9 protein-coding genes are annotated in these 15,766 nt (G+C 56.6%); 5 read left to right on the top strand and 4 right to left on the bottom strand.

Features of this window, described 5'->3' with window-relative positions; translation table 11 throughout:
- Positions 1–14: 14 nt before the first annotated feature.
- The 5 genes from AB1L30_RS11120 (at position 15) to AB1L30_RS11100 (ending at position 11,885) form a co-directional block, all read left to right on the top strand.
- Complete coding sequence (locus AB1L30_RS11120) at positions 15–446, top strand: DoxX family protein (RefSeq protein ID WP_367013487.1); 432 nt, start codon at positions 15–17, stop codon at positions 444–446.
- Between the two features lie 164 nt (positions 447–610).
- On the top strand, positions 611–2,032 hold the full coding sequence (locus tag AB1L30_RS11115; RefSeq protein WP_367013486.1) for a sulfatase-like hydrolase/transferase: 1,422 nt from the start codon (positions 611–613) through the stop codon (positions 2,030–2,032).
- Between the two features lie 231 nt (positions 2,033–2,263).
- The gene (locus AB1L30_RS11110) at positions 2,264–4,141 is read left to right on the top strand and encodes a redoxin domain-containing protein (RefSeq protein WP_367013485.1); all 1,878 of its coding nucleotides are present in this window, start codon (positions 2,264–2,266) and stop codon (positions 4,139–4,141) included.
- Positions 4,142–4,382: 241 nt separating this feature from the next.
- Entirely contained in the window at positions 4,383–8,267 is a 3,885-nt protein-coding gene (locus tag AB1L30_RS11105; RefSeq protein WP_367013484.1) for a mechanosensitive ion channel domain-containing protein, read from the top strand.
- Between the two features lie 123 nt (positions 8,268–8,390).
- Positions 8,391–11,885, top strand: coding sequence for a hypothetical protein (locus AB1L30_RS11100; RefSeq protein ID WP_367013483.1), 3,495 nt, complete (start codon positions 8,391–8,393; stop codon positions 11,883–11,885).
- Between the two features lie 18 nt (positions 11,886–11,903).
- Here the strand turns inward: AB1L30_RS11100 and AB1L30_RS11095 are convergent, their stop codons facing one another.
- The 4 genes from AB1L30_RS11095 to AB1L30_RS11080 all read right to left on the bottom strand — a co-directional run bounded on the left by AB1L30_RS11095 (position 11,904) and on the right by AB1L30_RS11080 (position 15,428).
- Positions 11,904–12,212, bottom strand: coding sequence for a hypothetical protein (locus tag AB1L30_RS11095; RefSeq protein WP_367013482.1), 309 nt, complete (start codon positions 12,210–12,212; stop codon positions 11,904–11,906).
- 130 nt (positions 12,213–12,342) lie between these two features.
- Positions 12,343–12,666, bottom strand: a complete 324-nt coding sequence (gene cutA, locus AB1L30_RS11090; protein WP_367013481.1) for a divalent-cation tolerance protein CutA — start codon at positions 12,664–12,666, stop codon at positions 12,343–12,345.
- A gap of 122 nt (positions 12,667–12,788) precedes the next feature.
- The gene (locus AB1L30_RS11085; RefSeq protein WP_367013480.1) at positions 12,789–14,336 is read right to left on the bottom strand and encodes a hypothetical protein; all 1,548 of its coding nucleotides are present in this window, start codon (positions 14,334–14,336) and stop codon (positions 12,789–12,791) included.
- Between the two features lie 195 nt (positions 14,337–14,531).
- A complete protein-coding gene (locus tag AB1L30_RS11080) occupies positions 14,532–15,428 on the bottom strand; it encodes a FliM/FliN family flagellar motor C-terminal domain-containing protein (RefSeq protein ID WP_367013479.1) in 897 nt (298 codons plus the stop codon).
- Between the last annotated feature and the right edge of the window lie 338 nt (positions 15,429–15,766).

Below are 15,766 nucleotides of genomic sequence, written 5' to 3'. Positions count from 1 at the left end.
CGAAGGAAAGAACCATGAATAACCCCGTAGTCCGAGGCGTTCTGGCAGTCGTTGGTCGACTGTTTATCGTCACCATCTTTATCATGAGTGCCTTGGGGAACAAAATTCCTCAGTTCAGCAGCGTGGTCGAGTACATGGCCTCGGAAGGTGTTCCGGCGCCACAGGTTATGCTGGCCGGTGCGATTGTGTTTTTGATTGTCGGCGGCTTGTCGATCCTACTGGGATTTTATGCCCGCTTCGGGGCGATCTTGTTGTTCACCTTCCTGGTGTTGGCGACCTACTTCTTCCACGACTTCTGGACGTTTGAAGGAGAGGCTGCCCAAATGCAAACGATCCAGTTCATGAAGAACCTTTCGATGATGGGAACGATGCTGTTCATCATGGCCGTGGGCTCTGGCCCATGGAGTCTGGACAAAGTCCTGGCCAAGGAGGATATAGCCGCTTAGAGCTCCCCCAAGATTAATAGGCTGCTCTTCCTCCAGCAAAGGCACGTCTTCGCCATCGAGGGCGTGCTTTTGTATGCGCGGTTGGAATGGCTCGGGCAATTGAAGTATGCTGAAGCTTCCTCGATTGCCCCCCCTTCCCTGCCCTTCAGTCTGGAGCCCCCCGCGTGAAACGCCTTTGCTGCCTATTGCCGATCCTGGCAACGTTGTTCGTATCGATGGCTCACGCCGAAGAGACCAGCAAGCCAAACCTGTTGTTCCTGTTCGCCGACGATCAAAGCTACGAAGCGGTCGGTTACCGCGGGATGACTCAGGTCAAAACGCCGAACATCGATCAGCTTGCCTCCCGGTCGCTCTCGTTCACGCATGCCTACAATCAGGGATCTTGGAGCGGAGCCGTTTGTGTCGCCAGTCGCACGATGCTCAACACCGGTCGCTTCGTCTGGCGAGCCAACGATGTCTATAAGACGGCCGAAGCAGAGCGGTCTGCCGGCCGGTTCTGGTCAGAGCATCTCAAGAAGGCTGGCTATCAAACCTACATGACCGGCAAGTGGCACGTGCCTGCCAATGCGGCCAAAGCATTTGACGTGACCGGCCATGTACGCGGAGGCATGCCGAAGCAAACGCCCGAAGGTTACAACCGACCGCAGAGTCGGGACGATAAGACCTGGCAGCCATGGGATCCGAAGTTCGGTGGTTTCTGGGAAGGTGGCAAGCACTGGAGCGAAGTGGTTGGGGACGAAGCGGTCGACTTCCTGCAGACCGCCGCCAACGATCCGCGTCCTTTTTTCATGTATGTCGCCTTCAATGCACCGCACGATCCACGGCAGTCGCCCAAAGAGTTCGTCGACATGTATCCAGCCGACGAGGTCGAAGTGCCCGTCGACTTTCTGCCCGAGTACCCTGAGCACAAATCAATTGGTTGCCCACCGAGCCTGCGTGACGAGAATCTGGCTCCTTTCCCACGCACCAAATATGCGGTCCAGGTCAATCGCCAGGAGTACTTTGCGATCATCACGCACATGGACCAGCAGATCGGTCGTATCCTGAAAGCCTTGGAAGAATCGGGCAAGGCCGACAATACCTATGTCTTCTTCACCGCCGATCATGGCCTGGCATGTGGTCACCATGGTTTGATGGGAAAACAAAACTCGTTCGACCACAGCATCCGCGTTCCGCTGTTGGTCTCAGGCCCAGGCATCAAGCCGGGAACGAATCCTGCCCCGGTTTATCTGCAAGATATCATGCCGACCACGCTGCAGTTGGCCGGTATTGCTCAGCCGAAGCATGTCGACTTCCATAGTCTGATGCCCTTGATCGAAGGGAAAGAGAAGACTTCGTACGACGCGATCTACAACTGCTATCTGGACCTGCAACGATCGATTACGGCTGATGGGTTCAAGTTGATGGTTTATCCGAAGGCAGACTGCGTGAAGCTTTTCGATCTCGCAAAAGATCCCTCCGAAACAAAGGATCTTTCCGCGGACCCCTCGTACGCGGAGAAGAAGCAGCAACTTTTTGCGACCCTTCAAGCCTGGCAGACCAAGGTCGGTGACCAACTGCAGCTCGACCCGAAATTGCTCGACTAGTCAGCTTGCTGGCATCAGTACTTACTCGGAAATTATCGGCCGATAAGATCGGAGCGATCAAGAAGTCGCGAAACCTGGCGATGGTTTTGTAGGTAAGTATCCCTAGGAAAGGTAGTCGGCCAAGTCGACCGCGAACTGCCTGCTTGCAAGCTGAAGTCGTCTTGGCGCTTCTGGCGGTCCCGTGCGACACTCAGCTTTTGATCTTGTGATTCAGCCCAGGAGTCTGTCGTCGTGAAATGGATCGTTTCTTGTTTGATCGTTTGCAGCCTGGTCGCCATTTCCTCCGATTCGACTTGGGCCGAAGAAGCCAAACTGACCGCCGGAAACGCTCTGACGCTGAACATGACTCGGCAAGACTCGCAAGGCAATGTGCATGCGATTTCTCCTAGTTCGCGAAAAGCGGCTCGAGTTTATGTCTTCGTGACCGGCGAATGTCCTATCTCGCGAACCTACTTTCCGGTCCTCAACGATCTCTATAAGTCGTGGGGAAAGAACGAAGGGGATGTCGAACTGATCGGTATCTGGGCCGATGTGACCCAGTCGCCACAAGACGTTGCCCAGTTTGCCAAGGACTTCTCGATCGAGTTCCCCATTCTGTTGGATCGCGATGCCAGCCTGGGCAAGGCACTAAAGCCAACGACGGTGCCGGAAGCCTTTGTGCTGAACCATCATGGCGAAGTGGAATACCATGGTCGCATCGACGACCGCTTCCTGCAGTTGGGGGCCCGTAAGCCAGAGCCGAGCGAAGACACACTGAAGTTAGCCGTCGATAACGTGGTTGCCGGCCTTAAGGTCGTGATCTCGGAAACGAAACCGGTCGGTTGCTTCTACGAACTTCCCCCGGCCCGCAAGCCAGCGGAAGCCGAGCTAACCTTCAACCGCGATATTGCACCGATCTTGAACGCCAACTGCGTTGTTTGCCATCGTGAAGGGGAAGTCGGCCCGTTTACGCTGACCAGTTATATGGACGCCGCCAAGCGTGCCCGGCAAATTGCCCGCGTGGTCGACCAGAAGTTGATGCCACCTTGGAAAGCGGCTCAAACGCATGGCGAGTTTGAAGGACAACGCACGCTGACCGATCACGAAATCGAAACGATCAAGCAGTGGGCGAAGTCGGATCGAGCCGAGGGCGAAGCTGCCGACCTGCCACCATTGCCGACGTTTGCCTCGGACTGGGCCTTGGGGGAACCTGATTTGGTGCTGGAGATGCCGGTCGACTTCACCGTCCCGGCAGGCGGACCAGATATCTTCCAGAACTTTGTCATTCCTTACGACGTGCCCGAGAACAAGCTGGTCGCCACGGTCGAGTTCAAACCGGGCGATGCTAGCGTCGTGCATCATTCGCTGCTGTTTCTCGATAACTCGGGGCGAGCCCGCAAGCTCGACGAAAAGACCCCTGAGCCAGGCTACTCGACCTTTGGCGGACCAGGCTTTGCTCCGGCGGGCTCGATCGGCGGTTGGTCCCCTGGCAAGATGCCCCGACGCCTCCCAGATGGGTTGGGGCGTATGATGGACAAAGGCTTCGACCTGGTGATGCAGATTCACTATCACCCCAGCGGCAAAGAGACGATCGACCGCTCGAAGGTTGGGATCTACTTCGTCGACAAGCCGAAAAACGAAGCCTTTGCCATTTGGACCTCGAACTTCGATCTCGACATTCCTGCCGGCGAAGCCAACTATCGAGCGAAGGCGGTCTATAAGCTGCCGACCGATGTCACGATGCTGAGTTGCATTCCGCACATGCATTTGTTGGGACAGCAGATGACGGTGACCGCCCAACTGCCAGATGGCACCACCAAGCAGTTGATCGATGTGCCGCAATGGGATTTCAATTGGCAAGACGAATACATGTTCGCCGAGCCGTTCAAGCTGCCGGCCGGGACAAAGCTGGAGGTGGTCGCGCGGTTTGATAACTCGTCCGAGAATCCGTCGAACCCGAGTACCCCTCCGCAGCGAGTCACCTTCGGCGAAGAAACGACCGACGAGATGCTGTACTGTTTTTTCCTGGTGGCCACTGAAGATCCGAATATGGTGCCACTGGTTGAAGGGGACGTGCTGACGCAAGAGGTGATGCGTCGTGCTGCCTACCGCCTGCGAAAGGGGCGATAAGGACACCGCGCGCCCAAGCAAGCTCTGCTAGCAATCAGAAAACGTCGATCTCTGCGGGGATCCTCATCATGATTGCTTCCTGATCTCGATTGACCCCCTGGCGGTCACCTTCTATTGTACGCGCCCCTATTAAGCGGCATCCTCCGGAACGGATGCCGTTTTGAAGGTGGTTTTGATTCGCTGGGCCGTCATCTAATCATCAATTCGCGGCCCGTATTCAGGGATGGTACGGAAAGAAATCATGTTGCAGACAAAGCGCTTAGGGATGGGCGCCATCCTGGCCTGTTTGGCGGTTCTTTCGCTCACCACGGCTATGCTCGCTCAGCAGCCGGGCACATCTGGCTATGGTCCCATTCCGTTGACGATCGAAGGGAATGATATCCCTGCGACGGCCTACGAAGGGCAGCCTCAGCAAATGCCGCCGCAACAACAACAATACGCGCCTGCGCGGCCTGCCTATGGGCAACAGCCGATGGCTGGCCAATATGCTTCACAGCAAGCGTATGGCCAGCAGCAGCCGGTCTCGCGCTTCGCTCAGCAACCTCAAGCCGCGCCACCGATGCAGCCGGCCCCACAAGGGCAAGCTCCGTTTCAGCCGAACTTCGGACCTGCTTCGACCCCTCAGCCAAGTGCCTTTGCTGCTCCACAACCAAATCAGCAGCCAGCAGCAGCTCCGGGAGCTGCAGCCGTACCGGGGGCACCTTCACGTCCAGATCAAGAGTTGACGCTCGAACGTGTCGAGTCGCTTCGCAAGGAAGCAGAAGAAGCTCCGAATCTGGACGAAGAAAAGAAAAAGAAGATCGCCGATCTCTACCGAGATGCGGCCGCCAAGGTGAAGGAAGCCCAGGACTATACCGCCAAAGCCGCTTCGTACGCCGGCGATAGCCAGCCCGAAGCGCTTCAGAAGCGGATGGAGACGATCAAAACCAATCTGGCCGAGCTGCAGAAATTGAAGCCGGAAACCTTCAACGACCTGCCGCTGGCCGATCTCGAACAGCGTCAGGCGAAGCAGGAACTCGATAACACGGCAATCCAAAAAGAACGTTTCGCCGCTGAGAATGAAGCCAAGCGTCGCGCCGAACGACGCAAGGAACTTCGTCAATGGATGGTCGAACTGCCCAACAAGTTCGCCGCCCTCCGTCAGGCTGGTGAAGCCGTTTCGCCCGATGAAAATCCATTGCTGGCCCAGGCCATCAAGACAAACCTGGCGGCTCAAAGCGGATTGTTGTATCGCCAATACGTTGCCGCGGAAGCGGAACTGGCCAAGTACGATGCCGAAGATTCGGTTGACCTGGTTCGCTTTGAACGCGACCTGGCCGCTCAGCGTCTGGCTTTCGCCGAGCAGACCATGAAGGCGATGGCGGAAGAAGTCAAACGCAAGCGAGCCCAAGCCGCCCAAGAAGCCGTTCGTCAGGCTCGCGAGCAGTTGATCATGGTTCAGCCCGCTTTGCGCAGCTATGCCGAAAGCAATCAGCTTCTGGCCGAGACCTCGCAAGAGATTACTCGCAAGTTGGACGAAACCGAGAAGTATGCCAAGAAGGCGGAAGAAACGCTTCGAAATCTACAGAAGCAATTCCGCGAAACCAAAGAAAAAGTCGACCAGCTTGGTCTCACCAGCTCGATCGGTGTGCTGCTGCGTAAACAACGGACCGAATTGATCGAAATGTCGCCCTGGCGAGCAGGGTCCCCTGACCGACAAGCGATGATCGACGAAGCACAGTTCAAGCACTTTGAATATGACGACCAGCGCGACGCGCTCGCGAATCCAGAAGTGTTCGTGCAGCAGGTGCTCGCCGAGTCGAAGATCGAAGATCCGGCCGAACGTGCCGAACTGGAAGCGGCGGCCCGCGATCTGTTTGAACGTCAACGCGACAACCTGGATGGCTTGCTCAAGAACAACACCAAATACCTCGACAAGATGATCGCATTGAATGCTACCGAACAGCAGACTGCGAAGGTGATTGCCGAGTACCAGAACTATATCGACAAACGCGTCCTATGGATTCGCAGTGGCAATATCCTGGCCACCGAACTTCAGATGGACGCTTCGGACAAAGAGTTCCTGACACCGGAAAGCTGGACAGCTGTCGGCAAAGTGCTGTGGACCGACATGAACCGCACGCCGATTATCTATGTGCTGGTTGTCGGTATCTTTCTGACGTCGATCTTCAAGCGAGGCAAACTCCGCAGCGATTTGCGTCAGCTAGGCGAAACGGCCCAGAAGGCAGGCTTCTTCGGTTTCTGGCCAACGATTCATGCGATCTTCTATTCCATTCTGATGTCGGCCATCAATCCGGCATTCGTCGCCTTCATTGCCTGGCGATTGATGGTCGCGGCACCTGATCAAACGTTCGCGATTGCGGTCGGCAATGGTTTGTTCTGGACGGCGGTCATGTGGTTCCCATTGGAACTGCTGCGAAACGTTTGCCGTGGCAAGGGTCTGGGGGAATCGCACTTCAAATGGCCAGAATCGTCGCTTCGCCTGTTGGGCAAGAGCCTGGCCTGGTTGATCCCGGTGATCTTGCCGCTGACCTTCGTCACATCAACGTTCTACGCCAGCGATCCAACGCATGGCCACGATGCGATTGAACGCGTTTGCTTTATCATCCAAGCGATTGTGCTGGCCGCTTTCCTGGGACGCATTCTGCACCCCACCGGCGTGTTTCAGGAATACATTGCTTACAACCAGGGTGGCTGGTTCGATCGCTTGAAGTACGTTTGGTACTGGGGTGCCGTGTCGGCTCCGCTGGGACTGGCCGTATTGGCCTTCTGGGGTTATTACTACACGGCTCAAGTGCTGCAGTGGCGATTGTTTGCCACGCTGTGCTGCGTGATGGCGATGATGCTGATCCGGGCCACCTTGATGCGCTGGGTCATGTTGGCTCGCCGGAAGATGAGCATCGCCCAGGCCCGTGAACGTGCGGCAGCCGCGGCGGCTCAGTCAGGCGACTCCGCCGCAGCTTCGCTATCGAATTCGATCCTGGCCGAACAAGCCAAAGAAGATCTTTCGGCTCATAGTGCCCAGACGCAACGTTTGCTGGCGACCGGCATGTTCACCATCGCCTTGGTTGGTTTCTGGGTGATCTGGGGACAAGTGCTGCCGGCTTTGAGCATGTTGGACCGCTATGGCTACGACATCGAGTCGTCCGAGCAGGTCGCTGATGCCGATATGCCTACGACTCCGGGGATGCCCGCTGTGGCGACGGATGGCGAAACCAAGGCAGCCGCCGATCCATTGGCCGCAGTGACCACGACGAAAAAGATCACCATTCTGACGATGGCGTTCTCGGCGTTGATCCTGGGGCTGACCCTGGTCTTCGCTCGCGATATTCCGGGCTTGATGGAGATGACCATCCTGCAGCGACTACCGCTTGAGCCCTCGGTGCGTTACGCGATCACGTCGCTTACAAGCTATGCGATTGTGATGATTGGGATCGTGTGGGCGTTTTCAACGCTCGGATTACAGTGGTCGCAAATTCAATGGCTGGCGACCGCGTTAACGTTCGGTTTGGCGTTTGGTCTGCAGGAAATGTTCGCCAACTTTGTGGCGGGCATCATCATTTTGTTCGAGCGTCCGATCCGTGTCGGCGACATCGTGACCATTCACGATGTGACCGGCGTTGTCTCGCGAATTCGTATTCGTGCTACTTCGATCACCAACTGGGATCGCAAAGAATACGTCGTCCCGAATAAAGAGTTCATCACCGGCCGGCTGTTGAACTGGACCTTGTCCGATACGGTTAATCGCGTGGTGATCAATGTGGGTGTTGCTTACGGTACCGATACCGATAAGGCCCGCAAGCTACTGATCGAAATCGCCGACCGAAACCAGTTCCTGCTGAAGGATCCGGCCCCGATGGCGACCTTCGAAGGCTTTGGCGACAGCACGCTGAACTTGACGCTGCGAGCCTATCTGCCGAACCTCGAGAACCGCATGCAGGTCATTACCGACTTGCACACGCAGATCGATCGAGCGTACCGCGACGCCAAGATCGAGATCGCTTTCCCACAACGCGATCTGCATATTCGCACCGCGCCTGGGTCATCTGCCGCTTTGGGAATTCCAGAGCAGAAAGAAGTCGCTAACGAGATGGAAAACAAAGAAGGCAAACGAGGTGCGGCCTGAAGGGAACGCACCGAGGCCTAAGTCAGGTCGCTAGCATCGAAGTCGCTCTGGCCCGAAATTCCGCAATGCGATACAAACCCCACGAAGGTTTGCGCGCAACGCGGAAAAGTAAAGGTTACGGCGATGAAGAAAGATCAAAACGAATCCAACGGCTCTGCCCAGGGACTGTCGAAATGGCGCCCCCTGATCGTCGTGGTTGGCTTGATTTTGCTGGTGGTCCTGTTGCCATCGATCGCGGCACAAACGCCCTTACTTTCGTGGGGCGTTTCGCAGGCGGCGTCTGGTGTGAATGCCAATGTGAATGTCGGTTCAGCCTCCCTAGGTTGGTTCTCGCCGATTGTGCTTCGCAATGTGACCGTTACCGATCTGGAAGGGGAACCGGTCGCCGAGATCCCTTCGGTTCGCGTGAGCAAATCGCTGCTCGGGCTGATTTCTAACCCGAGTGATCTCGGAACGATTGAAATCAATCAGCCAACCCTCCACGTTGTGGTCGGGGAAGGAACCAGCAATCTCGAAAATCTGATCGTCCCCGAGACGCCGGACGAGACCGATCACAACCATGGAACGTCGACTCCCAGGACGTATCGCCTGGTCGTACGAGAAGGGACAGTCCAACTAGCCGACTCAAATTCTTCGCGGACCTGGACGGTCGAAGACTTCTCGGCTGATGTCGACTGCCGCGATCCCAACATTCCGGCACCTTGTTCATTCTCGGCCAATGTTCGTGATCAACAGCAGATGGGCGTCGTCCAAGGGCGAGGCACTTTGCCCGGAACAACTGGCGACTCGAATCTTTCGGTTGTGACCAAAGGGTTGCCGATCGGTGTCGTCGAACTGCTTGGGGCGCGGATGGCTTATCCGGTTGTGGCACGCGGGGAACTCAACGGCCAGGTCGATCTTGTCTCGGGGGCAGCTGCCCCGATGCTGCAGTGCAACCTGGAAGCGAGCGGCGTGAACATTCGCTCGATTCGTTCGACGCGCGGCAATGGCTGGGCGAATGGAACGTTGCGATTGACTGGGCAAATCGCCTGGGTGGGTTCGCACTTGCAAGCAAACCAGTTCACGCTGACCACCGACTGGGGACAACTTCTCGCTAATGGAAATATTCCGGTCCAACTCGGTGCCAGCCCGAACGCTTCGCCGGCACAACTCCTGGGTGACCAGCCATGGCAAGTGCGCGGAACTTTAGATGTCGCCCGCCTGGCGATGGCGTTTCCTGACCTGCTACAGATCCGCGAGGGCGTTCAAATTCAAGAGGGCCGCATTACGGTCGGGCTCGAGAACATTCAGGGCACGGCCACTCCGGAAGTTCGAGGTGCTGCGAACGTGTCGAATATTGTTGCTTCGGTTAATGGTCGACGCATCGACTGGAATCAGCCGTTGGAAATCGCCTTGATGCTTTCGGCACCGGGCAACGAGATTCAACTTGACTCGATCGCGTGCCGCTCGTCCTTCTTGACCGCCGAAGGCAAAACGAATGGTCCACAGACCGATGTTCAGTTCACCGTCGATGGTAATCGCCTGGCGGCGGATCTGTCGCAGTTGGTTGACTTGAGTGGCAATCAATTCGCTGGCACGCTACAGGGATCGCTGCAAGTTCAAAACCTGGGTGGCGGCCGGATCGCGTTGTCGACGCTCGCCAACGGTGCCGATTTGAAATGGGGCCGAAACTCGCAGGTCTTATTGTCGGAACCGAACCTCCAAACGCAGTGCCAGGCAACCGTCGTCTTCGAGCAAGGTCAGCTTCGCCAGGTCGAGTCCGCAATTGCCTCGCTGAAGACATCCACCACCACGCTGTCCGCACAAACGGCGACTCCCGTCGTGATCGGGCAGCCAACTGTGTGGCCGATCAAACTGCAACTACAAGGCCCGGTCGATTCGATCTGGGCCCAGATTCGTAATTCGATTGGCTTCGGCGACTTCCAGTTGGGTGGCAATGGTTTGATCCTTGCCAAGCTGACGATCAGCGATCAGTTGTGGAACCTGGAAGGTGTGAACGTCGACATCAACAACTTCGCGATCGTCGGCCCGATGACTCAGGTCTACGAGAACCAACTCAAAATCGAAGGTGCCGGTTCGATCGACTGGGCCAAGGGGCATTTCGCTTCGCCACAATTTACCGTGGTCGGAACGACGATTTCGGCTCGCGGTACCGATGTGGCTGTTCCGCTGGGAAGTGGTGGCACGGCATCAGGAAAGCTTGCTTACCGCGTCGACCTCAGTCGTGGGATTCATTGGATCTTGCCTGCCCAATGGCTGGGGCAAAATCGCGTTGGCGGCGAACTCTCTGGCTCGATGACTCTTTCCAATGAAGAGCAAGGTTTTGTGTTGCAGAACAACGGTCAGATCGCCAACTGGGAACTGGTCGTTCCAGGTCAGGTCGCACCCAACATCGGACCTGTGACGCAGCCAGCGGCAGCAAGTCGTCCGCAGATGACCTGGCGAGAACCGAACCTGACCTTCGCCCAGGCAATCAGTTTGAATCGGCAAGAAGACTCGCTGGCACTTCACTCGTGCACGATGCAGTCGTCCGCGCTCAAACTGGCCATCGAAGGGGGCGTCGGTCAATTATCTTCGGTCGGAAATCTCTCGATGCAAGTTCAAGCCGAATACGACTGGGCGAAGCTGGCTCCCCTGGTCAATGCCATCATGGGACCGAAGGTTTCGATCGACGGACAGCAGATCTCCAAGTTCCAAGTGGCAGGCCCAATCTGGAATAGTAACCCGGCCAGTGGGACCTCACTGACCATTGCACCAACCTGGCAAGGTGTCGGTGATCTTTCGTGGAAGCAGGCCAATCTCTATGGCATTCCGGCAGGGGCTTCCACGTTGAACGCTCAGCTGCGCCAAGGTGCGTTGCAGTTAGCCGCGAACAGCCCCGAGATCAGCGGTGGCAAGCTTTCGCTGCAAAGTCAGTTGTTGCTCAACGCCACGCCAATGCAGTGGCAAGTGGCCCAAGGTCGGGCGATTGATAACGTGGCAATCACGCCGCAGATGTGCCAGTCTTGGCTGCAGTACGTGGCACCAGTTGTGGCCGATGCCACTCGTGTGGAAGGTCGATTTTCGTTGGACTTCGACGGTGGCAATTTTCCGCTTGCCGATCCGATGCAAGGCGAAGGAAGCGGTACCTTGACGATTCATGGGGCCGATGTGCGTTCCGGTCCGTTGTCACAAGGTTATGTGATGCTGGGACGCAATGTCGAAGCCTTGGTCAAAGGAAAGCCGGCGACGGCGATCGATCAAGGATCGGCTTCGCTGTTAACACTGCCAGCGCAACAGGTCCGGTTTCGCGTGGTGCGAGGTCGCGTCTATCACGAGAACTTGATTGTCCAATCGGGTGAAGTGCAGGTGGTGACCTCTGGCTGGGTTGATGCGAACCAGCAGATGCAGTTGATGGCGGCGATTCCGATTCGCGATAGCTGGATCGAAAGGGCACCCTGGCTCGCTTCGATGCGAGGAACTGCGCTCAATGTTCCAATCACCGGCACGATGCGTCAGCCCAAAATCGACAGCAACGTGATCGAGCAACTGACCCGCGGCATGCTCAACAACGCCGCGCAAGGTGCGATCCAGAATGGAATCAATCGAGGCCTGCAAGAGCTGTTCGGTCCCAAGTAGCGGGGCCGCGGCAGACGTTTAGAGCTCGTATTCCGGCTGCAGGGCAAAGCGACGAAATTCACCTTCGTCGATGAAGACACCCTGATCGGAAAGCTGGAATACCATATCGGTGCCCGGCCAACCCATGGCGGTCAGCAGCGTATCGAGGGCGTCTTCCGAGCAAGCCCCTTTCAGTTCCGCCGAGTGCAGACGTCCGTTGCGATCGTAAAGCACGCCATCGACCTGCCAGCCATCTTCGCTGGTCCAGACAAATGAACCATCGGGTTCGAAAAGCATGCGTGGCAAATCGACCAGGCGATCTTGAGCGGCTTCGAACGATGCTGCCATCGGCTCGCCAAGCGTGATTGGCGAGATCGCAAGGGTCTGCAGACGGAGTCCTCGTACATGACAAAGAGGACCCAATTGCATCGACCGGGGGCGGGCATGCACCGAGACGTGAAATCGATACATCGAGTTACTATTGCGTATTGACCTGATCCGCAACCCAGCTCAGATAGTCATGCCCGCCATCGATGACGGGAAGTGCGATGATCTCTGGCACGTCGTACGTGTGGAGTTGGCGAATCAGTTCGACCAGTGGGGATAATGCCTGATCCGTGGTTTTCACCGAGACCAGGTACTCTTCTTGTTTCTGAACTTTGCCTTCCCACTTATAGACCGATATGATCGGGGCGGCGATCTGAACACACGCGCCTCGGCCTTCGTGGATAATGGCTTCCGCAAGCTTCTCGGCAGCCGCGCGGGAGTCGATCGTGGTTTGCACAACGATGACCTGCGACATACTGAAGTTACCTGATAGAGAAACTTGCTTTTCCGGCGTTTCTGCCCTGCTCGATAGTCTACAAGAATCACAGGTGATTCGGGGGACCCTCGTGGCTGTGGGTTCCCGCAAAGGAAACGGTCCTACGGATTCTGTGGAACTTGCTCGTTCGCCGGACGAACTGGGGTGCTCGGAATTGATGGTACAGCAGTCGGTGGCGCTGGGATGGAGTGTCCGCCAAGATTCATCGACTTCGCGGGATAACGCAGGGGGGCAGATTGCACGTGGCGCGACTTTGGCGCCATCGCGGACTGAGCCGCATCGACGCGAATCCTTCGAATGGGTGACGGAGCGGTGCCCAGAATACCGCTCCATACTTCGTAAGCTGCGCCTTGCCGCTCATCGTCGCAGTAGAAGGTCAGGTAGGTCATCTTCTCCGAAGGGAGGAACTCTCGCCACGATTCCGTCCCACAAGTCGGTGTGTAAACACGACGCCATGTACCACTATTGAAATACAATTGGCTCAGCATAAAGCCATCGGCGAAACTGGCATCCAGTGGGACCGTTTCATCGCTATGCGTATGTCCGAAAACAATATGCTTCGCCCGGCGGTTACGGAATTCGCTTTCGTCCAGTGCGCGTTTGGAGAGCGACTTCTGGATTCCTTGTTTTCGAATCCAGTTCATCATCCGTTCGCCCCAACCGTCGTTGTCCTGGCAACGGAACTTCAGCAGCGATCCCATTTCTTCCAGGTCGCGGACTCCCAGCGGGCTCTCGCGATCAATGCGATAGATCAGCGGCATCATCTGCTCGATAACACGATCCCAGCAGTTCTTGATCTCGAACTGTAACGAGGTAACCGGGCACGAGATCTTCATCATCTGACGCAAGCAGATCGGTGCCATCACTAGCGGGCGGACGTGATCCAGTTCCTGGATTCCTAACTGGCACGAGGGCGGCAACTGTTGTCCCAGGCCATGTTGGATCTCGAAACGGAACCGGGTCAGGCCTTCGATCAAAATAATATCGGCCAGGCTGCACCGGTCGCGTTGCCCAGTAAAGCAAAGGGGATCGAAGACGTCGCCATGTCGCGCGAAGACGCGATGTTGCTGGAGCACTGCCTGAATGGTGGTGTCTTCGAGAGGCTCGTGAGCAAACGGTTTGCCCGGCGTATTGTTCAGCCCGAACGCTTCAATGATCGAGCCTCGGACGCGGCTCATTTCTGGATCGGCCAAATGCAGGGGCCAATCGGCATTGCCGACCATGTAATGGATGCGGACCGGGACCGGTTGCAAGTCATCTTCAAAGGTAGGCTTGCCGTCCGACGCCATTGCTGGGACGCGAATGGTTTGCCGTCGACTAAGACTCTTCAGGATGGCAGCCGTTTCGAGATTGCGTGTGAGGATTCCGGAAACCACCGAACCAACACGTTGAGTGAACTCCGCGGTCGAGTCGCCGCCCCACGGCTTCGCTCCATCGATTAGCCAACGCGATGATCGCATGATGTCGAGAACATCGCCCAGCAATACGATGTCGATTCGGGGGATCGGGCGATACTGCCCGTCACTTCGCCACGACGCGCGTACTGCAAGATCTTGAAGGCGCTCGCTGAAGATCCGGAAAGCTCCCGAATCCAAGGTTTCACAGCTGGTGCCATCGGTCAGGTGAAGATCGCTAAGTACGACTAACATTCCAGTACCCCGCGGATAAAAACGACCTGGGCGCGCACCGTTCCGCGTACGACGCGCTTCGTCCCATATGGGTCATGAATCGGTTGCGCCGAATGCGTAGCGTTAGTTTTATCGCGACTCGCGACGACAACTACTACGGGGAATACGGTAGAAAGGCAGAAGATGCAGTGCTGACACTATCGATGATAGCGACTGCTAGCGAACGCGTTTGCGAGCTTTCAACGCGATGTAGCGTTCTTCCGGCATCGTCATGCTGGTGACACGGACGCCGAACTTGTCGCCGATCTTCACTGCTTCACCTTCGGCGATCTTCTGGCGACCGATTTCGACGTCGAGTGTGTCTTCGCATGACTTGTCGAACTGAATGATCGTGCCGACCCCCATATTCTCGATGTCGTGCACTTTCATCTTTTTGGCGGCCAGAATCACACGAATGGGAACCTGGATATGCAGCAAGGTTCGGCTGTAGCTCGGCAACTCTTGGAAGTTAGAGATGCGGCTACGATGGGCACCAATGCCAGCAGGGCTTGGGGCTGCACTTGGTGCAGGAGCGGCAGGTGCCGGAGCAGGTTCGGCTGCCGGTTCTCCTTCGAAGACACCAGAAGGATTGGTCAATGGCCAAACCATCATCGCTTCGCGTGGTTTACCATCGGCGGTGAGCTGAAGCATCAGCTTGGCCGGTTGCGAACCGACGGCGCCACCTACGCAGGCCTCGGCTAAGTTGTCGACCGCTTTGACTTCGAACTCCATGGCCATGAACTCTTCGGGAAGAAGAGTCATGCCGAGTTCCTGGCCAAGCGTCGCTAACTTGCTTTCGCCGGTTGGATCTGGCGTGGTGTACCAATCAGGCAGAAGGCCGCTCTCTTCCGAAATCAGGACGAGGGCCGCTTCCGATTCGACATTCAGCACGATCGCCAAACCAGCCGTGTTCCACGAACTCAGGTCGGCGGCCGCATCGAAGGCACTGCCGTCCTCGATGCTAAGCTGAATCGACTTGTCGAACGCCCGCGAAATTGCATCGGCAGCTTCCACTGCTGTGGCTTCGCAGGCACTTTTGACGTCGTTGATGGCATCGGAGTTGAATGCAGGCATGGCTTCAAGATTTGCTGGTGCGCACGGAGAGACAATCGTTCGTCTTCTTTCTGGATATCGACGCTATAGCCGTTAAACTTGACATATTCGGCGTATTTTTCTGCTGTCAGCTATCGCGATACAGACCCCATCCTTGATGGATATCTTCGAGTGGTTCGGCGTGTTAGGCTGCCGTAAGATAGCTACTGGCTTGGGTTTCCTGATGGATGGCTCGTGCTTTCTAGCGGAGTCTAAGATTGCGACCCTGTTGGCCACTTGCCTCGAAACCCTCGATTTCCGCAGCGTACCCTCTCCACCATTGCCTTCCCCGTTGAGTATGGCTATATTGCCATTAAGCC

The sequence above is a fragment of the Bremerella sp. JC817 genome, assembly GCF_040718835.1.
Lineage (GTDB): Bacteria > Planctomycetota > Planctomycetia > Pirellulales > Pirellulaceae > Bremerella.
Note: the sequence above shows the minus strand (reverse complement) of the source record. Positions and strands in the feature narration are given on the sequence as shown.

Coding starts and splice junctions, on each gene's coding strand:
- AB1L30_RS11095 (WP_367013482.1), bottom strand. CDS start 12,212: ATGGCAGCATCGTTCGAAGCCGCTCAAGATCGCCTGGTCGATTTGCCA.
- AB1L30_RS11080 (WP_367013479.1), bottom strand. CDS start 15,428: ATGCCTGCATTCAACTCCGATGCCATCAACGACGTCAAAAGTGCCTGC.
- AB1L30_RS11085 (WP_367013480.1), bottom strand. CDS start 14,336: ATGTTAGTCGTACTTAGCGATCTTCACCTGACCGATGGCACCAGCTGT.
- AB1L30_RS11105 (WP_367013484.1), top strand. CDS start 4,383: ATGTTGCAGACAAAGCGCTTAGGGATGGGCGCCATCCTGGCCTGTTTG.
- cutA (WP_367013481.1), bottom strand. CDS start 12,666: ATGTCGCAGGTCATCGTTGTGCAAACCACGATCGACTCCCGCGCGGCT.
- AB1L30_RS11100 (WP_367013483.1), top strand. CDS start 8,391: ATGAAGAAAGATCAAAACGAATCCAACGGCTCTGCCCAGGGACTGTCG.
- AB1L30_RS11120 (WP_367013487.1), top strand. CDS start 15: ATGAATAACCCCGTAGTCCGAGGCGTTCTGGCAGTCGTTGGTCGACTG.